The following is a 22733-nucleotide window of genomic DNA, read 5'->3' on the forward strand; positions in this document are numbered from 1 at the left end:
CGGGCCCGCGAGCACTCCGCCGCGCGACGCTCAGCGCAGGAAGCGGGTGAGGACCGCGAAGTCGTCCTGGCCGTGTCCCGCCTTCAAGGCCGCCTGGATGAGGGCGTCCATGGCTCGGGGAATGCCGTCGTGGATGCCGCGCTCCTTGCACAGGTCCAGCAGGTGCTGGAACGCGACGTTGTGCGTCTCCAGCGTCGCCAGGGTCGCCTCGTCGGCGCCCAGCGTGTCCCGTTGGACGCGGGCGAACACGTCCGCCTCGGCGCCATCCACGACAGGGGCGAGGGCCTTGGCGAACGTCGCCAACGTCGCGAGCGAGAGCTTCTCCGCGCGGCTGATGGCCACGGCCTGCAGCACGCCGAACAGGGAGCCCCACATCTGGACGAGCAGCGCGCTGTCGAGCGCGGACGCATGGCCCACGTCCTCACCCACGTGCTGCGTGTTGCCGCCGAGCGCGAGCAGCGTGGTCCGGTGTTTCTCGAACAGCGCGGTGGGGCCCGCGTACAGGAGGGTGCCCTCGGGCAGGCCGATGAAGTCCGGGGTGCCCATGATGGCGCCGTCCAGGTAGTCGATGCCGTGCCGCCCCGCCCAGTCCGCCTGCTCGCGCGCGAGGGCAGGGGAGCCGGACGTCAACTGCACGAGCAGCTTGCCGCGCAGCTCCCGCGTCACCTCGTCCTGACGGAGCAGGTGGTCGCTGGTGTCGTAGTCATTCACGTTCACCACGACGAGGTCGGCGCTGTGCACCGCGTCTCGCACGCTCTCCGCGATGCGCGCGCCCAGCGAGGCGAGAGGCTCGACGCGGGCCCGCGTGCGATTCCAGACCGTCGTCGCATGTCCGCTCTTGAGGAAGGCCTTGATGAGGGCGGAGCCCATGCGGCCGGCGCCGATGACACTGATGGAAGGCTTCATGTTCGTGTGTCTCCTGTCTCGAATCAGAGCTGCGAGAGGCCGCCGTCGACGGGCAGCTCCGCGCCGGTGGTGAACGTCGCCTCGAAGCCGAGGAACAGCGCCGCGCGCGCCACCTCCTCCGCGGAGCCGATGCGCTTCATGGGGGTGATGTGCTCGCCCTCCTTCTCGAAGGCGGCCACCTCCTCGGGCGTCGCGCCGTGGACCCCCATCGTGGGCGTCCGCGTGAAGCCGGGGCTCAGCGCGTTGACGCGGATGCCTCGGGGCAGCAGCTCCGCGCCGAGCACTCGCACGAAGGACCGGACCGCCGCCTTCGCGCCCGAATAGGCGCTCATGCCCGGCGCACCGGACTCGTCCGCCACCGAGGTGGTGAAGACGAACGCCCCGCCTTCGCGGACGTGAGGCGCCAGCCGCTGCGCGGTGAAGAACGCGCCCTTGGTGTTGATGCCGAAGGTCTCGTCGTACTCGGCCTCCGTCACCTGCTCGAAGGGGCGCAGCCTCGCGTAGCCGGCGTTGATGAGGACGAAGTCGACCGCGCCCAGCGTCTCCTTCACGCGTGAGGCCAGCGCCTCGATGTCGCGAAGGCTCGCCGTGTCGGAGCGCACCACGTGTGCCCGGGGGCCCAGCTCCTTTCGCGCCGCGTCCAGGCCCTGCTCGTTGCGCCCGGTGAGCAGCACCTCCGCGCCCTCCGCGAGCAGCGCCTTCACCGTCGCGAGCCCGATGCCCGCCGTCCCCCCGGTGACCACCGCTTTCTTCCCTGAATACCTGCCCATGTGCATGACTCCGGACCGCCTGGTTGGAGGCGTGGCCGCGCGGCGAGCGTCACCGCACGGCCACCTCGTGTTGGATGTGGGAAAGGAATACCGACGGCCCTCGCGCGGGTCGCGCACGCGCGGATGTTTCGGGAGCACGAAAAGCCGGTGGCCCCTATATTCGGGGGCCATGAGCGAGCACGCCCGACGACGTCCTCGAATCAGCCTCGGTGTCGAGATGCGGGTGACGACCGTGGGCGACGTGCTGCACGCCGCCAGCGCGGACCACTTCATCAGCATCCACTCAGGCAAGCCCGTCCGGGTGGCCTGTCACTCCAGCCGCATCCAGTCGCTGCGCACGCGCGGGGATTTGAACCTGATGCCCGCGGGCGTGTCCGACACCTGGGTGGAGGACGACGCGAGCACCGCCGTGGACCTGCGGCTGCCCCACTCGCTCTTGCGGATGGCCGCCGAGGACATGGGGTTGGATCCGGACCGGGTGGGGCTGGAGGAGCGCCACCACTTCCGGGACGAGCAGATAGAGCACATCGCCTGGGCGCTGGAGGCGGAGTACCGCGCGGACTTCCCCAACGGGCTGCTCTATCGGGAGAGCCTGGGCCTGGCGCTCGCCGCGCGGCTGCTGGCCCGGTACCGGACCGAGGCCGAGGTGCGCGGAGGCCTTGCCGCGCCCCAGCTCCAGCGAGTCACGGAGTACGTGGAGACGCACCTGGAGGAGGACCTCTCCCTCGCGTCCCTGGCCCGCGTGGCGGGTGTCAGCGCGTCGCACTTCAAGACACTCTTCAAGCGGTCCACGGGGCTGCCCGCCCACGAGTACGTGATTCAGCGACGGGTGGAGCGAGCTCGCACCCTGCTGCTGCGCGGGGAGCTGCCCACGGGACAGGTCGCCCTGGAGGCGGGCTTCTCCCACCAGAGCCACATGGCCCGGTGCATGCGTCGAGTCCTGGGAGTGACACCGGGCGCCATCGTCCGCTCGCGCGCATGATTCCGCGTTGCCCGTGACGTGGGGCGCGGCGTAGAGCCGTGTCCACCATGTCAGAGACGCCCAGCACGCGAATGCTCGCCCTGTTCCAGGCGAATGAGATCCACTTCGACTCCGCCGAGGACGCCTGGGCGCGCGCCGAACACCTCTCCCCCCTGTTGGGGTGGCTGACGGCACAGTTCCCCGATGAAGGGGCCTTCCAGACCTGCGCGGAGTGGCTGCGCCAGTGCGCCGAGCGCATCCCGGACGCGAAGCCCGCGGCGAAGCGGTTCGCCCAGGCCCGCTCGGGGGAGCATCCCCGGCAGGCGCACCTCGTCGCGAGCCAGCTGGGGGACCTTCGCAACGCGTCGGTTCTGGCCAGGAAGCCCGTCGCCGCCGCGTTCGCCGACGCCGCCAGCCACCTCGCGGAGGTGTGGGCCGCGGTGACGACGGGTGAAGTCGACGAGGAGACGGAGCCCTTCTCGCGGGCCAGGCAGGCCTCCCAGGCCATGGTGGCGGCCTGGCTTGGACATCAGGGCCTGGATTCCAAGGACAGCCCCTCGCGTCGGAAGGCCCAGGGGGAGCTGCTCGACCTCCTGCGTCAGGCCCGAACTTCGAGGGCCCTCGCGGAAACCTGACATACTCCTGTCACTGACAGGGTTCATAACTCCCTCCATCCACACGCCGCACCGAGGAGAACCCCGCCATGAGCGAGACCGCCCCCCAGAAGTCCCCCACCCTCAAGACGTACGCCGGCGGCTGTCACTGCGGCGCCGTGCGCTTCGAGGCCGAGTTCGACCTCGCGGCGCCGGTGAACCGCTGCAACTGCACGGTCTGCACCAAGATGGGCGGCACGACGACCTCGGTTCCGCCCAGCCAGTTCCGTGTCACCAAGGGAGAGAGCGAGACGGGCGAGTACCGGGTGGGTGACAGCCCCAACTACCGCCGCTTCTGCAAGCACTGCGGCGTCCAGTGCTACGGCGGTGGCTTCGTCGAGGAGATGGGCGGCCACTTCCGCTCCATCAACCTGGGCTGCCTCGACGACGTGGACGTCTCCAAGCTCACCGTCCAGTACTGGGATGGCCGCTACGACAACTGGCAGGCCGGCCCGAGCAACCAGCCGTTCCCGTTGCGCGCCACCGCCTGAGTCGTCACTCCGAGCGTGTCGCCCACGGGGAGGGTGACACGCTCGCGCGGGCCCGCGTCAGCGGCGGGCCACCGTCTCTCCCTTTGGGAAAGAGCCCCACTCCGTGCATGTCCGCGATGGTAGCCTTCCCATCTGGGAGGTCATGCACTCTTGCTCCAACTGTACAGATTGGCTCTCGCGCTCGCGCTCGCGTGGGGAGCTGTCGCGCGAGCCCAGCCGGCCACGGGGGCTCGCGTTGAGCGGAAGCGCTCGGTGACGATCGCCAGCACGCCCGTCGAACCGCTGCCCGTTGTCCATGTGGCGGGGGACACCCCGACGTTGTTCCTCTTCTCTTCACCCATCCAGAAGAAGACGCTGACCTTCGATGAGTCCCGGGTCCGCGTCCTGGATGCGGGTGACCGCTCCGTCATCGTTCAGCCCGTGGCCAACCTTGGTGCCGGTGAACGTCAGGAACTCGGAGTCTTCTTCGCCGACGGTCGAGCGCCAGCACGGGCCACCTTCGTCCTCGTGACCGACCCGGCCGACGTGGACTCTCGCATCGATGTGCAACGCCCGGAGCCGGATGCGACCTGCCAGCCCGTGGCCCAAGCACCAGCACCGAAGCCGGAAGACTTCGTGCTGCTTGGCTACGTGGACGACACGGGAGTCACAGCGGTCAGCCTCGACGGAAAGATTGATGCTGGGAAGGGGCTTGGGTGGCACTCGGTCGTGGCCTTTCGTGGCAAGGATTGGATTCTGGCGGACGTGAACCTCTGGAACAGCTCCGACCGACCCTGGACACCACGCGAGGCGGTATTCGTGGGGCCCGTGGGCGCTCCTCTGCAGGGGCGGTTCGTATTGGCGGCGCGCGGTGCGATTCCTCCTGGCGGGGCTCGACGCGTCCTGGCGGTCGTGGAAGTGCCAAAGACGAAAGTGAATCTCGTCTTCACGCTGGAAGTGCGCGGGGATGAAGGACGTCATCTCACGATTCCGGACGTCCGCTTCCCGAAGCCCGTTTCGAGGGGCTCTCAATGACCGCGACACTGATTCATGCCCCGTCCGGTTCGTCGATTGATGGATGGCAGGTCTCCAAGGCGCTCGGCGACGGAGGCTTCGCGTTCGTCTTCCTTGGCGAAAAGAATGGCAGGCACCATGCCATCAAGGTGGCTCAGCACCGGGAGTCCAGCGGCGACCTCAAGCAGACCCATGCCCGGACGCTGCGTGAGTTGACGGCGCTGCTCATGCTGGACCATCCGAACATCGTCCGGCCGCAAGGACATGGCTTCGCGGAGAGTGGAAACCTCTACCTCGCGCTCGACTACGTGGATGGCTGGACGCTCGCGGAGTGGGCGGAGCGAAAGCACCCGACCTTTCGCGAAGTCCTCGGGGTCTTCGAGAAAATCGCGGGTGCGTTGTCGTACATGCACAGCCGAGGCATCCTGCATCGTGACCTGAAGCTGTCCAACGTGCTCATCCGGAAGAGCGACGGCGAACCCGTCATCATCGACTTCGGTTGCGCGACCTATACCCTCGCCGAAGACCTGACGGACGTGGGCCTCCCTCCGGGTACGGAACGCTATCGCGCGCCGGAGCAGTTCAAATTCCTGCGTGAGCGCAAGGACGAGCACCGGGCCCGTTACGCGTTTCAGGTCGCCGACGAAATCTTCGCGGTCGGCGTCATGCTCCATGAGCTGTTGACGGACGCGCGCCCGACGGAGGTTCGTCCGCGCTTCGACTTGAACAACCCGGCCTTGCCGCCGCCGTCGCCGCGGTTGGCGAATTCGCGGGTTCCAGAGGCACTGAGCGATCTCGTCGAGGACCTCCTGACCATGGACCCCACGAACCGTCCGGTCGACACCGAGGTGCTGCGTCGCGAACTGGCTGAACTCCGGGTTGAGCACTCCACCGAATACGACGTGTCGTGCCATCCGCCCTCCGAAAAACGTCGCGGCGGGCCGGCGCTCCTGGCGACGCCAGCCACCCCTCATCCCCTTGAGCAGCACGTCGCCCTGTTCGAGCGTCCACGAGGGTGGGGCAAGTGGAGCGTGGGGCTCGCCGGTATTGTCGCGCTCATCGTCGCCGCGATCTTCTTGCGCTCCTCCGCCGTCGTTCCCGGGCTCCCGGCCGAGTCGCGCGTCGCCGACAGCCCGCGCTCTCCCTCCACCGCCCATTCCGCACCGCCCAAGACAGCCGCTCCTGCTATGTCACCGCCTGACTCTTCGCCCGTGACAGACCCGGGACAGGCACCCCCCGTTGTTCCGCAGGAAGGATCCGCCTTGAAGACCCCCTCACCCGAAGTCCCGTCCCAAGGACGCGAGCCTCGCATGACGAAGAAGTCTGTTGCCGCTGTCGAGTGTGCCTCGTTGTCGCTCGTCGCGGCGCTGGCGGCGGGTTGTCCTGGTGCCCAGCTCCGGCCCGAGGCCTTCACCTGCCCGGTTGGAGCGCAAGAGGCCATGCGGGAGCAACTCCACTGGGATGAGGGAGACCGATTCGCGCTCGTCCTCGACGACCGTCAGGCGAGGACGAATGTGTGGTGGACACCTGGCACGGAGGTGGTGGGAATTGTCCCGGGCCTCATTGAGGACGACTATCAGGCGACACGCGCCCCTAAAGGGACACGCTTTTATGGAAAGGCTTACTACCTGTCCGACAAGATGGGGCGCGTAGATGGGCCGAAGCTCGTCATCCGGTATGACCGCGTGAAGCTCCCGGGGCAGGACGAGTACCCCATCTGCTTCGTGCATACGGGGACTGTCGAAGAAGTCAGGGACGGCAAGGTGATGGCGGCCAATCTGGGTTCTGGAAAGGTCGTGGATCGCTGGCCCTGAGTGGTCCCGGGCCAACGTAGCGGGTAGGTGCTTGATTCCGGCCCCATCCTCTCCAACTCGACACAACCTCATAGGGTTGTTCAATCATTGCCTGTCTCATAGGTAACATGGCTCCCGGCGCGTCGGTTCGGGTGCCGGGGTGAGAGGAGGACAGGGCCTGTCGGCAAGTGAGTTCAGGCTTCCACGAGGGGCGATTCTCTTCACGTCGGGCGGCTTCCAGTACGAGTTCCGCGACGATCTGGGCGAGAGGTCCACCACGGCCTGCGCCTCCTGCTGGCACGGCGGCGGACTCTAGAAGGCCGCATCCGGGGGAAGGTGCTGCTCAAGGCCGTGGGCGTGCCAAAGTTGCGGGAGCTGCCGCGCTTCAAGAGATCGCGGCCGAAGCTCGAGGAGCAGGTGCGCATCGAGAGGGTAGAAGACCTGGGCACCCTCATCGTCCCGACGTAGGAGCACTTCACCGTGGCCAACCCCGACTGGCGCGGAGGGTGCACGAGTTGCTGGCCAGGGCTGGCCTCATGCGGCCCGTTGCATCCTGACTGACGCGGCCCCACGCCTCCCTCATGGAATGACGGGACACAGCCGCTCGCGCGGGCCCGCGTCAGCGGCGGGCCACCGTCTCCTCCATCCCACGCAAGATGAGCTCCAGGCTGCGTCGGAACTCCTCCTCGGCGGTCATTCGCTGGGCGCGCCGCGCGGTCTCCCGGAGCAGGGGATAGGTGGCGACGTCCAGCTCCGCGAGCGCGGCGGTGCCCTCGCCCGACAGCGAGCCCAGGTGCGTCAACTGGACGGCGCCGAACACGTAGCTCACCAGCGTGCGGAACGCGATGACACGCGCGGTGCCGTCGAAGCCAGCCTCGGTCAGCAATCCCAGCAGCGCCTCGGCCCACGCGAGCGTTCCTGTCGTGGAGTGGCGGCGGGTGAGCAGGAGGGGCGCGACGGCGGGGTGCTGGACCACCGCCTCCCGCACGCGCGTCATCAGGCCCATCACCCGCGTCGTCCACTTCGCGCTCGACGAGGGCGCCGGAGGCTTGATGTCGCGCATCACCGCGTCCACCACCAGCGACTCCAGCGCCTCGCGGCCCTCGACGTAGCGATACAGCGACATGGTGCCCATGCCGAGCGCGCTCGCCACGGAGCGCATCGTCAGCGCGTCCAGCCCCTCCCGGTCGATGACGGTGAGCGCGGCGGCGGCGATGCCTGACGGAGTGAGCGAGCGGGGACGGGGCATTCGGTTGACAGCGTAAGGGGCACCTTCTTAGTTTAGGAGTACAACGTACGCCTACGCTGGAGGAGAGATGTCAGCACGTCCCGAAGGTCGGAAGTGGTCCGTGGGGGACAGGTTCACCGCGAGGGAGCTGGAGACGATTTCCGGCGGGACGGTCCGCATCCCCGAGCCGGGCCTGACGGTGCACCTCCAGTTCCGGCGCTTCGCCGGGTGCCCCATCTGCCACCTGCACCTGCGCTCCCTGGCGCGGCGGCACGAGGAGCTGAAGGCGGCGGGGCTGCGAGAGGTCATCGTCTTCCACTCGAGCGCTGAGGAGCTGCGCACCTATGAGGGAGCCCTCCCATTCGCCGTCGTGGGTGATCCCCAGCGGCGGCTCTATGTGGAGTACGGCGTCGAGGCCGCCCCCCGGGCGCTGCTGGACCCTCGGGTCTGGGGCGGGCTCGTCCGGGCGCTCGTCAACGGCTTCGGGGACTTCTTCACGGGACGGCACCCAGCGCCGCCGGTGCTCCCTGCGGGAGGTCGGCTGGGGCTCCCCGCGGACTTCCTCATTGGCGGTGATGGGGAAATCCTGGCCGTGAAGTACGGCGAGCATGCGGACGACCAGTGGTCCGTGGACGAGCTGCTGGCCCTGGTTCGAACCGCTCCCACGCGTCTTCAACCCCTCCCCGCGCAATGATTCCAGGGGGTTGCCAGCACCGACGCGAAGTGTGTGCGTTTTCCTCCCACGGAGACACAACCCGGGCTCGCAAGAATCGAGAATACCTACGTAAGCCGCACTTCAACCTCTGGGCACCCCCACCATGAAGATTCGCGCCGACCTCCCGAAGCTTCCCGTCACGCGTACCTCTGACTCGCGGCCCGCCGCCGCCACCGAGGTGAAGAACAAGGCCGTGGGCTTCGCGGAGGGCTCCACGTTCGAGGCGCCGGTGCGTCCCGCGCAGGTGAAGCCGGCTGCCCCGCTGGCCCCGCCGGTGAAGTCCGGCCCGGTGGCCCTGGACAGCGAGGCGAGCAAGGCCGCCATCCAGACGACGGTGGACTTCCTCCAGAAGCAGGGCGCGCCCACCGTCTCTCAGCTGCTGGCCGGCAGGCCGGGCGTCAACGCCTCGGACTTCGCGCCGCGCGCGGTGGAGAAGGACGACCTGGGCATGACGCACGTGCGCATGGACCGCAAGAACGAGGGCGTGCGCGTCTTCGGCGAGCAGGTGGTGAGCCACCTGGCGGCGGACGGCAAGGTGGACAGCGTCACCGGTGACGTGGCGACCATCCCCGCGGGCCTGGGCAAGAGCCCCACGAAGCTGTCCTCGCAGGACGCGCTGGCCGTGGCCCAGAAGGAGTTCGGCGGCGCGACGGACCGCAAGCCCGTCACCGAGCGCGTCATCTTCAAGGACGCCAGCGGCGAGTACCGCGCCGCGTACCACGTGCAGCTGAGCAACACGACGGACGTGGGCCCGGGCAAGGACCCGCGCCGCATGAACTACCTGGTCGACGCGAACACCGGCAAGGTGATGGAGCAGTACAACCAGATGGGCGGCGTGGGGAACCACGCGCATGGCGCCGACCACGCGCACGCGAAGAAGCCCTCGCTCGTGGCCACCGAGCCCACCACGCCGGGCGCGGAGCCCACCACGGGAAAGAAGGACGACACCACCCAGTACAGCGGCAAGGTGGAGATCGGCAGCACGAAGACGGCGGATGGAAAGTACTCGCTGGAGGACACGACGCGCGGCGGCGGCGTGGTGACGCGTGACGCGCTCAACCGCGACCCGGACACCGACTGGACGACCAACGGCCCCATCACCGACGACAACAACGTCTGGGGCGAGAAGACCGACTCCGCGCGCAACAAGGACGCGGTGGACGCGCAGTACGGCGCGCAGGCGACGTACGACTTCTACAAGGAAGTGCTCGGCCGCGACTCCATCGACGGCAAGGGCGAGAAGCTCATCTCCGACGTGCATGTGGGCAAGGACTTCGCCAACGCCTTCTGGGACGGCGAGAAGATGAACTACGGCGACGGCGACGGCGACCAGTTCGGCTCGCTCACCACGCTGGACATCGCGGGCCACGAAATCACCCACGGCCTCACCGAGCGCACCGCGGGCCTCGAGTACCGCAACGAGTCGGGCGCCCTCAACGAGGCGTTCAGCGACATCATGGGCGTGGGCGTGGAGTGGCACGCCAGCCAGACGAACGACGCGGTGAAGTTCGACTGGACGGTGGGCGAGGACACGTTCACCCCGAACAACGGCGACCCCACCGACGGCCTGCGTGACTTGAGCGACCCGTCCAGCGACGGCATGTCGCCGGACCACTACTCCAAGCGCTACAAGGGCACGCAGGACAACGGCGGCGTGCACATCAACTCGGGCATCGCCAACAACGCCTTCTATCTGCTGTCCGAGGGCGGCAAGAACCGCACCTCCGGCACCGAGGTGAAGGACGGCATCGGCATCGAGAAGGGCCTGAAGATCTACTCCCGCGCGCTGAGCTTCTACATGACGCCGCAGACCAACTTCGCCCAGGCGAAGGAGGCCACGCACAAGGCGGCGCAGGACCTCTACGGCAAGGACTCCGTCGAGGCCGCGAAGGTGCTGGAGAGCTGGGCCGCGGTGGGCGTGAAGTAGTCCGCCCCCCGAAGTGGGCTTCATCGCTCCTGGGTCGGTGGCTCGTGTTTCGGAGCCCTGACCCAGAAGCGCGGACCGGGCCCCTGTGCGGCGGCCCGGTCTCCTGGATTCACGTAGCGGCAGCGGTCCAATGAGAGACAGCCGCAGCCGATGCACCCCGTCAGCCCCGCCTTGAGCCGCTCGAGCTCGGCGATGCGCTCGTCGATTCGCTGACTCCACGTTCCAGACAGCCGGGCCCAGTCCTGTCGGCTGGGGACAGTGTCGACGGGCAACCTGGCGAGCTCCCGGCCGACCTCTTCGAGGCTGAGGCCCACGCGCTGGGCGAAGACGATGAACGCCACGCGCCGGATGACGGGCCGGGCGAAGCGTCGGTGTCGCGCGGAGGTCCGCTCGGAGCGGATGAGTCCGCGCTCCTCGTAGAAGCGCAGCGCGGAGGTCGCGACGCCAGTGCGCCGGGCCAGCTCTCCAATGGTGAGCAACGCGTCCATGCCTGGATATGCGCGCACTTCGCCTTGACTTCAAGTGCACTTGAAGTCGCAGATTGACGGGCATGCATCGTTCGAGTCACGGGCGGGCAGGCGGGCGGGACATGGGGTCCCGCCGCCTTCCTTCGCCGTGCCCGCACGGCCATGGAGGGTGAAACGCATGCGCGCAATCCAGGTGGCGAGGTTCGGCGGTCCGGAGGTGTTGGAGCCCCGTGAGGTCCCCGAGCCGAAGCCCGGGGCCGACGAGGTCCTCATCGACGTCTCCTTCGCGGACATCATCTTCGTCGAGACGCAGATTCGGAGCGGCTGGGGACGTGAGTTCTTCAAGGTCTCTCCGCCCTACGTGCCGGGCTTCGGCGTGGGTGGGACGGTGCGCGCGGTGGGGGCGGGCGTGGACCCTGGCTGGGTGGGCCGGCGGGTCATCGCCAACACGGAGCAGCACGGAGGTTATGCGGAGCGCGCTGTCGTGTCGGCGCGGAAGATGGTCGCGGTGCCGGACGGACTGGAGCTGCGCGACGCGACGGCGCTCCGGTCCGATGGGCCCACCGCGCTGGGGCTGATGGAGAAGGCGGCGATTCGCCCGGGACAGTGGGTGCTCGTCACCGCGGCGGGGGGAGGGATGGGCGTGCTGCTGGTGCAGCTCGCGCACGCGGCCGGAGCGCGGGTCATCGGCGCGGCTCGGGGTGAGCGGAAGCTGGAGCTCATCCGTCAGCTCGGCGCCGACGTCGTGGTGGACTACTCCCAGCCGGGCTGGGCACAGAAGGTGATGGACGCCACGGACGGGCGGGGCGCGGACGTGGTCTTCGACGGCGCAGGTGGTGAGCTGGGCCGGGCGGCCTTTGGTGTGACAGCGCACGGCGGGCAGTTCTCCGCGCATGGCGCGCCCGCGGGCGGGTTCACCGAAATCGACACGGCCGAGGCGGAGCGGCGGCACATCTCGGTGCGAGGCATTCAGCAGGTCCAGTTCCCCCTGCCGGAGCGCCAGCGGCTGACGGAGCAGACGCTGGCGTTGGCCGTGGCGGGGAAGCTGCGGCCGGTCATCGGGCAGACCTTCCCCCTGGAGCAGGCGGGGGAGGCCCATGCCGCGCTCACGTCCCGGGGCGTCACCGGCAGGACGCTGCTGCTGATGTGAGCCGTGGGCCCAAGATGGCGGAGGCTGCGTGGTGATGACGCAGCAGCCCCCTCCCTCGCGTCAGTACCCGCTGCCGGAGCGGCGGTACTCGGTGATGCTCGGCGGGTACTCGGTCCAGAAGCGCAGCGTGCCGTCGTGCCCCATCAACGTCTCCTGCTTGCCTCGTGCATCCGCGTCCGAGACCGCGAGCGAGAAGGCGGAAGCCCCGCGTGATTTCTCCACGTTGAGGTCCGCCAAGGGAAGCGTGAGCGTCACCTCGTAGCCCTGCGGACGCTTGCGCCAGGTGCCCTGGATGGAAGGAAGCACCGTGTTCGCCTCTCCCGTCCAGTCACGCGCCTCGACCTTTCCTCCCGCCGCGAGCAGTACGCCCATCTTGAGGGGGAGAGAGGGCGAGCCGGAAGGCCGGGGCACGGTGACCTCCAGGTGGTCCGAATGCAGGCCCGTGCCCTTCCCGAAAGGAACCACCTTGTCATCGTGCACCTCGGCGAAGAGGGTGACCGCCTCTCCCGAACGGGCCAGTCGCCACGCGAACGCCAGGTCGGCCGAGCCCTTCCAGGCAGCAAGCCCCCAGGTGACGTGAGCACTCGTATACGCCTGGACCGTGGGAGCCAGCGCGAGCGCGGCCTTGGCGGACCCCGCGAACCTCACGGGATAGGGCTCGCTCCCATTGACGACCGCGCCCACGGTGTCGGGGAAGCCCATGTATCCCGGCCGGGTACGGGAGAGGTCTTCCATGGGTTCCGTCGAGCCGCGCGCGCCCACGGGCCCGGAGAACACATAGGTCGTGGGTGTCACCCTGACCAAGGTCGCGGCTTCGTTGATCTCGACGAACTGGACGTCGTCTCCTTTCACCATGACGCCACAGAACGGGCCCTCGACTTCGGGCGTCGGCTTCGCGGAGGACTCCTCATGCCCGGCGTCGGGCGCGGACTCGGGCTTTGACCCCGTGAGCAGGAGAAGGCACATTCCGTCCCCGCAGGCGGAGTCCACCGGATGGAAGGTCACGTTCGTGGGACACAGGGCACGGGCCCTAGCGAGGAGTTCGTCACTCACGCCCCGTGGCTCGGGCGGCTTCGGGGCGACGGATGGGTTCACGCGCCGCGCGCCAGGCGTCGTCCACTTCGGCGTCGGGGCCGTCGCCTGGGTGAAACGCGTGCCATCCCGGGACACCTTCAGGACCGTCCGAGAGACCTCGGTCGGGTCCATGCCATTGTCGACAACGTCGTAGTGCTCGTTTCTGTCCCGGGAGACGACCTCGACGTGCTCCGCGTCGATGAAGCGCGGGGTGCTCTCTGTCCAGGGGTCGAGCGGATGCGTCGCCCCCAGGAACTTCCCCTCAAGGTCCGACAGCACCACGAACCTGTTCGTGCAGAGCGCGTAGAAGCACTGTTCCAACACCTCGACGACGAGCCACGAACAGAAGGAGCCTTCGCAGGAGGTTCGCTTCGCCGTGCCCGGCAGATTCAGGGTCTGGATGGGGCCCTCGACCAGGACCGTGCCCGTCAGGAGGGGGGGCTCGTCAGAGGCCGCCAGGGCCGCCGTGCTCCCGAGCCCCAGACAGAGCGACAGGGCGAGGAGGCCCGACGAGAGGGGCGCGCGGCGTGAGGCATTCATTCGGTTCACCTTCATACTCCGCGAGATTGCAGGCGGCATGCCGTGTCTCGCCCCCATTTCCACGGCTCCACCGCGGCGAAAACGCGGCTCCAGGGCCACGAGGCGAGGGCCTCCAGACGCACTCCCTCCCGTCGCGAACGACAACCCGCATCCTCCAGGTGGAGCGGGCGGCTGCCCGTCGGCCTGCCCCTCTCCTGGAGACGACGCCCTTCCGGGCGGGTGACGCCATCTCACGTCCGAGTGCCGCGTTCACCGTGCACCGCCGCGAGGAGAACACATGCCCCTGCATGGCAAAGATGAAGTCCGGGACCGCCTGAACGATGACGTCTACGCCTCGCCGGACCTGTCCGTCCCGATGCCGAAGTATCGCATCCCGGATGAAGAGCACAGCGCCGAGCATGCCTACGCCGTCGTGCACGACGAGCTGCTGCTGGACGGCAACTCCCGGCAGAACCTGGCCACCTTCTGCCAGACCTGGTCCGAGCCGCAGGTGCACAAGCTCATGGACGAGTGCCTCGACAAGAACATGATTGATAAGGACGAGTACCCGCAGACCGCCGAAATCGAGACGCGCTGCGTGAACATGCTCGCCGACCTGTGGCACGCGCCGCACGCGTCCACCGCCATGGGCTGCTCCACCACCGGCTCCAGCGAGGCGGCGATGCTGGGCGGGCTCGCGCTCAAGTGGCGCTGGCGCAAGCGGCGCGAGGCGGAAGGCAAGCCCACCGACAAGCCCAACCTTATCTGCGGGCCGGTGCAGATCTGCTGGCATAAGTTCGCGCGCTACTTCGACGTGGAGCTGCGCCAGGTGCCGCTGGCCCAGGGCCGCATGGTGATGACGCCCGAGGAGGTGCTCAAGCTGTGCGACGAGAACACCATCGGCGTCGTGCCCACGCTGGGCGTCACCTTCAACCTGCTCTATGAGCCGGTGCAGGAGATCGCCGCCGCGCTGGATGGGCTCCAGAAGCGCACCGGGCTGGACATCCCCATCCACGTGGACGCGGCCAGCGGCGGCTTCCTGGCGCCCTTCATCCACCAGGACGTCGTCTGGGACTTCAAGCTGCCGCGCGTGAAGTCCATCAACGCCTCCGGCCACAAGTTCGGCCTCACGCCACTGGGTTGCGGCTGGGTGGTGTGGCGCGACAAGGAGGACCTGCCCGAGGAACTCATCTTCCGCGTGGACTACCTGGGCGGCGACATGCCGACCTTCGCGCTGAACTTCTCGCGGCCGGGCGGGCAGATTGTCATCCAGTACTACAACTTCCTCCGGCTGGGGCGGGAGGGCTACCGGCGCTTGCAGCAGTCGTGTTCCGACACGGCGAATGTCATCGCGAAGGCCATTGAACAGATTGGCCTGTTCGACATCGTCTACGACGGCCGGGGCGGCGTGCCCGGAGTGTGCTGGAAGCTGAAGGACGGCGTGAATCCAGGCTTCACCCTCTACGACCTGGCGGACCGGCTGCGTGAGCGCGGCTGGCTGGTGCCCGCGTACCCCATGCCCGCCAACCTCCAGGACCTGGTGGTGCAGCGCGTGCTGGTGCGCCACGGCGTCAGCAGGGACCTGGCCACGCTGCTGGTGACGGACCTCATTGCCTGCATCGAGCACTTCAAGCGCCACCCGGTGAGCGCGCCGATGACGCGGGAAGAGGCGTCCGGCTACCACCACTGAGCGCACTGTCGCCGTGAGAGGCGGGAGCGTGTCCATGCGGGCGCGCTCCCGTCTTTCCCTCGACCGCGCGTCGTCGTCTCGCCGTCGCCGCCCCGGCGCGACTCGAGGCGCTGGAGCTGTCCTGGGTGACGGAGCCCGTCCCCGCGACTTCGCGCGGGGGGAGGGCCTGGCGCTTCAGTGCTGAACGACGGCGGTGGCCTCGGCGGCGACGGGCGTGCCGGCGTTGCGCTGGACGCGGGGGAAGAACAAGCCCGCGACGAAGGCGCCCACCGCGAAGAGGCAGATGAGCCAGAAGTTGATGGTCAGCCCCGACGTCAGCGCGCCACTCAGGGCCTTCATCATCGCCTCCGGAATGGCGGCGTGGCTCCGCTCGGGACTGAGCAGCGCGTTGGCGGCCTCGACGGGAATCGTCGGGTCCTCCAGCAGGCGCGACACCATCACCCCGCCCATCAGCCCCACGCCCAGCACGCCGCCGATGGTGCGGAAGAACATGTTGCTGGCGGTCGCCACGCCGCGCAGCTCCCAGCCCACGCTCGTCTGCACCGCGATGAGCAGCGCCGTGGACGCGAAGCCCAGGCCGACGCCGAACAGCGCCATCGACACCTGGAGCGCGAAGAGGGGCGCGTCCTGCTTGAGCAAGAGCGCCATCAGCACCGTGCCCACCACCGTCAGCCCCAGGCCGCCGACGATGAGCGGCCGGAAGCCGGTGCGCAAGAGCAGCTTCCCCGCGAACACGGCCGCGAGCGGCCAGCCGACAATCATCGGCGTAATCATCCCACCCGCCGTCGTGGGCGAGCTGCCCAGCACCGCCTGCACGTACAGCGGCACGTACGTCGTCGCGCCGAACATCGCCGCGGAGAAGAGCGCTCCGGCCACCGAGGAGATGGCGATGGCGGGGTGCTTGAAGAGCGTCATCGGGATGACGGGCGCGGGCGCCCGACGCTCCACCTGCACGAAGGCCACCAGCAACACCAGCGCGGCCGGCAGCGCCCACAGGTTCATGCCCACGCCCTGCACGCCGAAGAGCAGCGCCACCACGCCCGCACACAGGAGCGCCGCGCCCGCATAGTCCAGTTGCTGCGGCTTGTGCTGCACCTGCTCGTGGAAGAAGGCGACGATGAGCGCGAAGGTGAGCATCCCCACCGGCACGTTGATGAAGAAAATCCAGTGCCAGCTCAGGTACTTCACGATGAGCCCGCCGGTGACGGGACCCACCAGTCCCGCCACGCCCCACACCGCGCTGAAGGCGCCCTGCACCCGGGCCCGCTCCTCCATCGTGTACAGGTCTCCAATGATGGTGAGCGCCACCGGCTGGATGGCCCCCGCACCCAGACCCTGGAGCGTCCGGAAGGCGATGAGCAGGCCCATGGTCGACGCCAGCCCGCTGGCGATGGAGCCCGCGAGGAACAGCCCGATGCCGAACAGGATGATGGGCTTGCGACCGTACAGGTCCGCCAGCTTCCCGTAGATGGGCACGGTGATGGTGGAGGACAGCATGTACGCGGTGAAGACCCACGCGTAGCTCTGGATGCCACCCAGCTCCCCCACCACGGTGGGCATCGCGGTGGACACGACTGTCACCTCCAGGGCCGCCATGAAGAGACTCAGGGCCAGGGCCACGGTGGTGAGGGGACGGTGGGTATTTCTCATGGTGTCCGGCGTCGAAGAGGCCGCCCACTTTTAATGGGAGCCCTCCGGAGGTGCCAGCATCAATCATTCCGCGTACTTGGAAAGACCAGGAAAATCGCAAACGCCATGTCGATCTAAGGGGTCCTCATTCGTCGCCGCTGCAGAGCGGCGATTGAGCGCTCGGCGCATGGCCCGGGGGGGCCCGACGTATCCATTCCTTTTGAACGTCCGGGAGTTTTCATGAAGAGGACATCAGGCATCGTCTCGGTGGTCGCCGTCGTCGTGTTGTTCGTCGCCATCGGCCAGCGACCCGGAACGTTCCGTGTCGAGCGCAGCGCCACCATCCAGGCACCCGCCGAGGTCGTCTTCGCGCTGGTGAACGACTTCCAACACTGGGAGCAGTGGTCGCCCTGGTGGAAGCTGGAGCCCACCCAGCAGGTCTCCCTCGCGGGCGCGTCCTCGGGCGTGGGCGCCATCTATGAGTGGCGGGGCCAGCGGACGGGCTCGGGGCGGATGGAAATCGTGGAGAGCCGCCCGAACACCTACGTGCGAATCCGGCTCGACTTCACCGTGCCCATGCGGGCCACCAACACCACCGAGTACCTGCTCACCCCCACCGAGGAGGGTGTGACGCTGACGTGGGTGATGTCCGGGGAGAACACCTTCGCCGGCAAGGCGCTCCAGCTCTTCGCCAGCATGGACGAGGTGATGGGCCGGGACTTCGAGCAGGGCCTCGCCGACCTCAAGAGCGTGGCGGAGTCCCGTCGCGGCGGCTCCGCGCCCTCCGTGGGCGAGGCCGGGTTTCACGGAGACGCCCTGAACCGCGATGCGGCCCCGGACGTCGTCGTCGCCCGGGACGCGCACTACCGGCACGAGTAGGACCCGTCCCAGATGTGGGGCGCGCCAGTAGCAGCCATGAATAACGTGTTTTTGTTTTCAGGTTGATGCCGTTTCAGAGGGCTCCAGCGGCAGCTGTCACATGCTTCAAGCAACCTTGAGGATGTGTGCTCGATACTGATTCTGGATTTCTCCAGACAACGGCCGAGCCATGCCCACCCGGATTCCCCCACCGAGCCGTCCCGCTTCTTCCTCCACGTCCCGCTCCACCGAGTCCGAGTCGCCGCGTCCCGCGTCCAGCGGGAAGGCGGCTGGCGCGCGCGGACCGGCGGTGAAGGACTTCTTCGACGACGTCCGGCAGACGCGCAACGCGGAGGCGCGGCGTGCTCCGGCGGACCATGGGCCCGTGGGAAGGGACGTCGTCCGCAAGGATGGGAGCCTCGTCGCCGAGCTGCCCCGGCCCACCGCGGTCCCCATGCCGTCCCAGCCCTCCAGTCGCCCGGGCATGGGCGCCATCCCCTATGACGGAGGGACGACGTTCCGCGTGTGGGCGCCCAATGCCCAGCGGATGCAGGTGGCCGGTGACTTCAGCAACTGGGAGTCTGTGGAGCTCCAGCGCGAGCCGAGCGGCAACTTCTCCCTGGACGTCCCCGGCGCGAAGGCCGGCGAGCAGTACCAGTACGTCATCCAGGGCAAACACGGCGACTGGCGTTGGAAGGGAGACCCGCGCGCCAACGACGTGACGAACTCCACGGGCAACTCCGTCATCGTCGACCACAAGTCCTACGCGTGGAAGCACGACTGGGAGTTCAAGATGCCGGCCTGGAACGAGGCGGTCATCTACGAGATGCATGTGGGCACGTTCAACGACTCGCCCGGCTGGGGCCCCGGCAACTGGCAGAGCGCCATCGACAAGCTGGACCACCTGAAGGACCTGGGCATCAACGTCGTGGAGTTGATGCCCTCGGCCGAGTTCGCCGCCGACTTCAGCTGGGGCTACAACCCCGCCTTCCCCAACGCGCCGGAGAGCGCCTACGGCAGCCCCGAGGACCTCAAGCGCTTCGTCGACGAGGCGCACAAGCGCGGCATCGGCGTGGTGATGGACGTCGTCTACAACCACCTGGGGCCCAGTGACTTGCCTCACTGGGACTTCGACGGCGAGACGTACGGCAAGGGCGGCAGCTACTTCTACACGGACTGGCGCGCGAAGACGCCCTGGGGTGACACGCGTCCGGACTACGGCCGCCCCGAGGTGCGCGACTACCTGCGCGACAACGCGATGATGTGGCTGCGCGACTACCACATGGACGGCCTGCGGCTGGATGCCACCAAGGAGATTCGCCAGGCCAGCGGCGCGGACAACCCGCAGGGCTGGCAGCTGCTCCGGGACATCAACGACGCCGTCAACCGCGAGTTCCCCCAGAAGCTCATCATCGCGGAGGACCTGGGCAACGAGGGTGGCCTCACGCATCCGGATGGCGCCAACTTCGACAGCCAGTGGGACTCCAACTTCGTGCACCCCGTGCGCACGGCGCTGACGGCCTTCTCCGACGCGGACCGCGACATGAACGCCGTCGCCCGCGCGATTGGCTTCAAATACAACGGCAATGCCACCCAGCGTGTCATCTACACGGAGAGCCACGACGAGGTGGCCAATGGCAAGCAGCGGCTGCCCAGTGAAGTGGGCGGGTGGGACTCCGGTGGCTACCACGCCAAGAAGCGCTCGCTCATCGGCGCCGCGCTGACGATGACCAGCCCTGGCATTCCCATGATTTTCCAGGGCCAGGAGTTCCTTGAGGACGGCCACTTCCAGGACGGCGACCCGCTGGACTGGCAGAAGAAGGAGTCCTTCGCCGGCATCAACCAGTCCTACACGGACCTCATCAAGCTCCGGCGCAACTGGAACGACAACACCGCGGGCCTGCGTGGAGAGAACGTCAACGTCCACCACGTGAACAACGACGACAAGGTCATCGCCTTCCACCGCTGGGACAAGGGTGGGCCGGGCGACGACACCATCGTCGTGGTCAACTTCGGCGGCAAGCAGCTCTCCAACTACGAGCTGGGCCTGCCCTCCGACGGCACGTGGAAGGTGCGCTACAACAGCGACTGGAAGGGCTACTCGGGCGACTTCGGCAACGCCCAGAGCTTCGACGTGGGCGGCAAGTGGAACGGCAAGGACGGCCTTCCCGCCAGCGGCTCGCTCAACGACCTGGGCCCCTACAGCGTCGTCATCCTGTCGCGGGACAAGTAGGCCTCTATCCGGCTCGGGTTCTCACGTTTCAATACGGTGGCATGTGCAGCGGTGTCGCATGAGTCCGCATAGCTGTAAATCTGGAACTCATCGCTAAAGCAGAATGTCATGATGGTTCCCCCAGGAGGGTTTCCATCATGATTTTCTCTCGCCGGGCCGTGCCCGGGCTTCGCGGTATCGCGGTGGGTCTCACGTTGTTTCAGGTGTTGTGCGCGGCTCAAGCAGTGGCCGCCGAGCGACGGTTCCTGATTGATTTCGGCGCGGACATCTACACGACCCCTGGCTGGAACAACGTCACGGTGGGCCATGCGGGGACGACGCTGAACAACCTGGTCGACTCGGCGGGTGTCTCGTCCGGGTTGACGCTCCAGATAACGGACTCCTTCTGGCAGGGCTGGACGGGGGCCAACAACGGCAACGGCACCCTCAGCAGCACGCTCTATCCGGTGACGGCGACGCAGGACTCGCAGTTCATCGGTAACCACATGGGCACGCTGGATGATGTGGCGAAGGTGCGCGTCTCCGGGCTCGCGGTGAACGGGACGTACTCCGTGCGCCTCTTCGGCTCCCGCGTCACCGACGACCTCACGTCGGACCGGACGACGGTGTTCACCATCGGCGCCCAGTCGGTGGAGCTGCAGGCTCGCAACAACGTGAATGGCGTCGCCGAGCTCACGGGCCTCGCCCCATCGGGTGGCGCGCTGGAAGTCACGGTGTCGCTCAAGCCGGGCGCCATCTACGGCTACCTGGGCGTCCTGGAGCTCATCGAGCACGACGGCGTGGTGGTGAACCGTCCCCCTGTGCCCAACGCCGGCGCGGACCGCTCCGTGCCGCTGCCCACCAACACCGTGGCCCTCCAGCAGTCGGGCACGGACCCGGAGGGGCAGGCCATCACCTATCTGTGGACGCAGGTCTCCGGCCCCAACACAGCGCGCCTCTACCAGAGCCCGTGGAGCCCGCTCGTCGCGAGCAACCTGGTGCAGGGCACCTACGTCTTCCGCCTCACCGCCACCGACAGCGAGGGCGCCAGCGCCACCGATGACGTGAGCGTGTCCGTGGTGCCGAGCACCGGCACGGGCTCGCCCTCCCAGCGCACCCTCACCCAGAAGGCCGTCACGGCCAACAGCAAGGTCATCCAGTATTACGAGTCGCTGCCACGGGGCTACAACACGGACCCCAATCGCAAGTGGCCGCTCATCGTCTACCACCACGGCCTGGGCCAGCGTGGCAGCACCCCGGAGAGCCTGCCCGTCATCCTGGGCACCAGCATCCCCGTGGAGACGGGCGCGCAGCTCGAGTACGTCCACAACGGCGTGACGGAGTCCTTCATCGTCCTGCAGCCGCAGCTCCACGAGTCCTATGGTGACTGGCAGGACTTCTTCACCCAGGCCATGCTCGACACGGCCCGCACGAATCTCCGCGTCGACCCGGACCGCGTCTACCTGGTGGGCTACTCGCTGGGCGCCTTCCAGACGTGGACCTTCCCGCAGCGCTCGGACGCGAACGCGCTCCAGGTCGCCGCCATTGCCCCGGTGGCCGGTGGCCGCGTGCACACCGCGGGCGGCGTGTCGCAGCTCTGCCGGCTGGCGAACCAGAAAGTCGCCGTGTGGGCGTTCCACGCGGTGGATGACCAGACGGTCGGCGTGGGGACGACGGATGGCGCGGTGAACGGCCTCAATGCCTGCGCACCGGCTCCGAGCCCGGCCCCCAAGTACACGCGCTACGCGGATGGGGACCACTGGGTCATCGGCCGCGCGGTGAACCCGACGGCGCCGGAGGCCTCCAATCTCTACCAGTGGCTGCTGAAGCAGCGCCGCAACGCGCCGCCCGTCACCTCCACGCCCCGGACGCTCACCACGCGCTCCACCACCGTGCCCAAGCTCTACAACACCACCCTCGGCTACTACGAGTCGCTGCCCCCCGGGTACAACGTGGACCCGAACCGCCAGTGGCCGCTCCTCGTCTTCCTCCACGGCCTGGGCCAGCGCGGCAACGGCACGACGGAGCTGTCCAAGGTGCTGGAGATCGCGCTGCCGCAGAAGATTCAGCAGGGCGCGCAGCTCGAGTACGTCGTCAACGGGGTGACAGACTCGTTCGTGGTGCTGATGCCCCAGATTTCGGCGAGCACCTCCGGGTGGCACCCGTACCACGTGGAGCGGATGCTCGACCTGGCGCTGGCCAATCACCGCATCGACCCCAAGCGCATCTACCTGACGGGCCTGTCGCTCGGAGGCTTCGGCACCACGGCCTTCACGGACTTCTCCCTGGCGAACTCCCAGCGCATCGCGGCGATTGCTCCCACGGATGGCGCTCACTACGGCGATGTCGTCTGGGCGCCAGACCTGGGCAACGTCCCCACCAACACCTGCTACATCGCCCAGGCGGGTGTGAAGACCTGGATGTTCTACGGCGCGGGGGACACCTCCTGGGGCTGGACGGCCTCGCAGTTCGTGGACCGGCTCAACGCCTGCACGCCCGCGCCCGCGCTCCAGGTCTCCGCCTATGCCGGTGTCGGCCATGAGGCTTATGGGCGCGCGTACGAGACGGGGGCCGCCTGGCATACCCCGAACCTCTACGAGTGGCTGTTGGCCCAGCGTCGTCCCTAGCCCGCGGTCTCTCTCGAGGACGCGCCCCGCAGCGGCACCGTGGGGCGCGTCTCGTCACTTGAGCGACAAG

At 68.1% G+C, this 22733-nt stretch carries 18 protein-coding genes; 12 read left to right on the forward strand and 6 right to left on the reverse strand.

Features of this window, described 5'->3' with window-relative positions:
* Nucleotides 1–30: 30 nt before the first annotated feature.
* Nucleotides 31–906 carry an NAD(P)-dependent oxidoreductase gene (locus ACN469_RS34820; protein WP_498775162.1) on the reverse strand — a complete coding sequence of 292 codons (876 nt, stop codon included), beginning with the start codon at nucleotides 904–906 and terminating at the stop codon, nucleotides 31–33.
* A 23-nt stretch (nucleotides 907–929) separates the two neighbouring features.
* Nucleotides 930–1676, reverse strand: coding sequence for an SDR family oxidoreductase (locus tag ACN469_RS34825; RefSeq protein WP_498775163.1), 747 nt, complete (start codon nucleotides 1674–1676; stop codon nucleotides 930–932).
* A 169-nt stretch (nucleotides 1677–1845) separates the two neighbouring features.
* Between ACN469_RS34825 and ACN469_RS34830 the strand changes: the two genes are divergently transcribed.
* The 5 genes from ACN469_RS34830 to ACN469_RS34850 all read left to right on the forward strand — a co-directional run bounded on the left by ACN469_RS34830 (nucleotide 1846) and on the right by ACN469_RS34850 (nucleotide 6588).
* On the forward strand, nucleotides 1846–2658 hold the full coding sequence (locus tag ACN469_RS34830) for a helix-turn-helix domain-containing protein (RefSeq protein WP_498775165.1): 813 nt from the start codon (nucleotides 1846–1848) through the stop codon (nucleotides 2656–2658).
* A 47-nt stretch (nucleotides 2659–2705) separates the two neighbouring features.
* The gene (locus tag ACN469_RS34835; protein ID WP_498775167.1) at nucleotides 2706–3272 is read left to right on the forward strand and encodes a hypothetical protein; all 567 of its coding nucleotides are present in this window, start codon (nucleotides 2706–2708) and stop codon (nucleotides 3270–3272) included.
* A gap of 68 nt (nucleotides 3273–3340) precedes the next feature.
* On the forward strand, nucleotides 3341–3781 hold the full coding sequence (locus ACN469_RS34840) for a GFA family protein (protein ID WP_498775169.1): 441 nt from the start codon (nucleotides 3341–3343) through the stop codon (nucleotides 3779–3781).
* A 150-nt stretch (nucleotides 3782–3931) separates the two neighbouring features.
* Entirely contained in the window at nucleotides 3932–4795 is an 864-nt protein-coding gene (locus tag ACN469_RS34845) for a DUF2381 family protein (protein ID WP_498775171.1), read from the forward strand.
* Nucleotides 4792–6588, forward strand: a complete 1797-nt coding sequence (locus ACN469_RS34850) for a serine/threonine protein kinase (RefSeq protein ID WP_498775173.1) — start codon at nucleotides 4792–4794, stop codon at nucleotides 6586–6588. The genes ACN469_RS34845 and ACN469_RS34850 overlap by 4 nt, the downstream gene beginning before the upstream one ends.
* A gap of 598 nt (nucleotides 6589–7186) precedes the next feature.
* Here the strand turns inward: ACN469_RS34850 and ACN469_RS34855 are convergent.
* Nucleotides 7187–7816 (reverse strand): TetR/AcrR family transcriptional regulator C-terminal domain-containing protein, encoded by a 630-nt coding sequence (locus ACN469_RS34855; protein ID WP_498775175.1) that lies wholly within the window; start codon nucleotides 7814–7816, stop codon nucleotides 7187–7189.
* A 67-nt stretch (nucleotides 7817–7883) separates the two neighbouring features.
* On the opposite strand from ACN469_RS34855, the gene ACN469_RS34860 reads away from it, so the two are divergent.
* Nucleotides 7884–8489: a peroxiredoxin-like family protein gene (locus tag ACN469_RS34860; protein WP_498775177.1), complete on the forward strand. Its 606-nt coding sequence runs from the start codon at nucleotides 7884–7886 to the stop codon at nucleotides 8487–8489.
* A gap of 124 nt (nucleotides 8490–8613) precedes the next feature.
* Nucleotides 8614–10437, forward strand: a complete 1824-nt coding sequence (locus tag ACN469_RS34865; RefSeq protein ID WP_498775179.1) for a M4 family metallopeptidase — start codon at nucleotides 8614–8616, stop codon at nucleotides 10435–10437.
* Between the two features lie 20 nt (nucleotides 10438–10457).
* On the opposite strand, the gene soxR is transcribed toward ACN469_RS34865, so the two are convergent.
* Nucleotides 10458–10943 (reverse strand): redox-sensitive transcriptional activator SoxR, encoded by a 486-nt coding sequence (gene soxR / locus ACN469_RS34870; RefSeq protein WP_498775180.1) that lies wholly within the window; start codon nucleotides 10941–10943, stop codon nucleotides 10458–10460.
* A 139-nt stretch (nucleotides 10944–11082) separates the two neighbouring features.
* Between soxR and ACN469_RS34875 the strand changes: the two genes are divergently transcribed.
* Nucleotides 11083–12054, forward strand: coding sequence for a zinc-binding dehydrogenase (locus tag ACN469_RS34875; protein WP_498775182.1), 972 nt, complete (start codon nucleotides 11083–11085; stop codon nucleotides 12052–12054).
* A 60-nt stretch (nucleotides 12055–12114) separates the two neighbouring features.
* Here ACN469_RS34875 and ACN469_RS34880 read toward each other — a convergent pair whose 3' ends face one another.
* Nucleotides 12115–13668, reverse strand: a complete 1554-nt coding sequence (locus tag ACN469_RS34880) for a DOMON domain-containing protein (protein ID WP_498775184.1) — start codon at nucleotides 13666–13668, stop codon at nucleotides 12115–12117.
* A gap of 277 nt (nucleotides 13669–13945) precedes the next feature.
* Here ACN469_RS34880 and gad point away from each other — a divergent pair, with 277 nt between their 5' ends.
* Nucleotides 13946–15337: a glutamate decarboxylase gene (gene gad, locus ACN469_RS34885; protein ID WP_498775186.1), complete on the forward strand. Its 1392-nt coding sequence runs from the start codon at nucleotides 13946–13948 to the stop codon at nucleotides 15335–15337.
* A 174-nt stretch (nucleotides 15338–15511) separates the two neighbouring features.
* Here the strand turns inward: gad and ACN469_RS34890 are convergent, their stop codons facing one another.
* A complete protein-coding gene (locus ACN469_RS34890) occupies nucleotides 15512–16987 on the reverse strand; it encodes an MDR family MFS transporter (RefSeq protein WP_498775188.1) in 1476 nt (491 codons plus the stop codon).
* Nucleotides 16988–17206: 219 nt separating this feature from the next.
* Here ACN469_RS34890 and ACN469_RS34895 point away from each other — a divergent pair, with 219 nt between their 5' ends.
* From ACN469_RS34895 to ACN469_RS34905, 3 genes are all read left to right on the forward strand, one after another.
* The gene (locus ACN469_RS34895) at nucleotides 17207–17845 is read left to right on the forward strand and encodes an SRPBCC family protein (RefSeq protein ID WP_498775190.1); all 639 of its coding nucleotides are present in this window, start codon (nucleotides 17207–17209) and stop codon (nucleotides 17843–17845) included.
* 169 nt (nucleotides 17846–18014) lie between these two features.
* On the forward strand, nucleotides 18015–20057 hold the full coding sequence (locus tag ACN469_RS34900; RefSeq protein WP_498775192.1) for an alpha-amylase family glycosyl hydrolase: 2043 nt from the start codon (nucleotides 18015–18017) through the stop codon (nucleotides 20055–20057).
* Between the two features lie 137 nt (nucleotides 20058–20194).
* Nucleotides 20195–22663: a carboxylesterase family protein gene (locus ACN469_RS34905; protein ID WP_498775194.1), complete on the forward strand. Its 2469-nt coding sequence runs from the start codon at nucleotides 20195–20197 to the stop codon at nucleotides 22661–22663.
* Nucleotides 22664–22733 lie beyond the last annotated feature (70 nt).

Source organism: Corallococcus terminator (assembly GCF_049194865.1).
GTDB lineage: Bacteria > Myxococcota > Myxococcia > Myxococcales > Myxococcaceae > Myxococcus > Myxococcus terminator_A.

Excerpts from the sequence above, each read along its gene's own strand:
- ACN469_RS34820 (WP_498775162.1), bottom strand. The coding sequence starts at position 906 with ATGAAGCCTTCCATCAGTGTCATCGGCGCCGGCCGCATGGGCTCCGCC.
- ACN469_RS34825 (WP_498775163.1), bottom strand. The coding sequence starts at position 1,676 with ATGGGCAGGTATTCAGGGAAGAAAGCGGTGGTCACCGGGGGGACGGCG.
- ACN469_RS34830 (WP_498775165.1), top strand. The coding sequence starts at position 1,846 with ATGAGCGAGCACGCCCGACGACGTCCTCGAATCAGCCTCGGTGTCGAG.
- ACN469_RS34835 (WP_498775167.1), top strand. The coding sequence starts at position 2,706 with ATGTCAGAGACGCCCAGCACGCGAATGCTCGCCCTGTTCCAGGCGAAT.
- ACN469_RS34840 (WP_498775169.1), top strand. The coding sequence starts at position 3,341 with ATGAGCGAGACCGCCCCCCAGAAGTCCCCCACCCTCAAGACGTACGCC.
- ACN469_RS34850 (WP_498775173.1), top strand. The coding sequence starts at position 4,792 with ATGACCGCGACACTGATTCATGCCCCGTCCGGTTCGTCGATTGATGGA.
- ACN469_RS34855 (WP_498775175.1), bottom strand. The coding sequence starts at position 7,816 with ATGCCCCGTCCCCGCTCGCTCACTCCGTCAGGCATCGCCGCCGCCGCG.
- ACN469_RS34860 (WP_498775177.1), top strand. The coding sequence starts at position 7,884 with ATGTCAGCACGTCCCGAAGGTCGGAAGTGGTCCGTGGGGGACAGGTTC.
- ACN469_RS34865 (WP_498775179.1), top strand. The coding sequence starts at position 8,614 with ATGAAGATTCGCGCCGACCTCCCGAAGCTTCCCGTCACGCGTACCTCT.
- ACN469_RS34875 (WP_498775182.1), top strand. The coding sequence starts at position 11,083 with ATGCGCGCAATCCAGGTGGCGAGGTTCGGCGGTCCGGAGGTGTTGGAG.
- ACN469_RS34880 (WP_498775184.1), bottom strand. The coding sequence starts at position 13,668 with ATGAATGCCTCACGCCGCGCGCCCCTCTCGTCGGGCCTCCTCGCCCTG.
- gad (WP_498775186.1), top strand. The coding sequence starts at position 13,946 with ATGCCCCTGCATGGCAAAGATGAAGTCCGGGACCGCCTGAACGATGAC.
- ACN469_RS34890 (WP_498775188.1), bottom strand. The coding sequence starts at position 16,987 with ATGAGAAATACCCACCGTCCCCTCACCACCGTGGCCCTGGCCCTGAGT.
- ACN469_RS34895 (WP_498775190.1), top strand. The coding sequence starts at position 17,207 with ATGAAGAGGACATCAGGCATCGTCTCGGTGGTCGCCGTCGTCGTGTTG.
- ACN469_RS34900 (WP_498775192.1), top strand. The coding sequence starts at position 18,015 with ATGCCCACCCGGATTCCCCCACCGAGCCGTCCCGCTTCTTCCTCCACG.
- ACN469_RS34905 (WP_498775194.1), top strand. The coding sequence starts at position 20,195 with ATGATTTTCTCTCGCCGGGCCGTGCCCGGGCTTCGCGGTATCGCGGTG.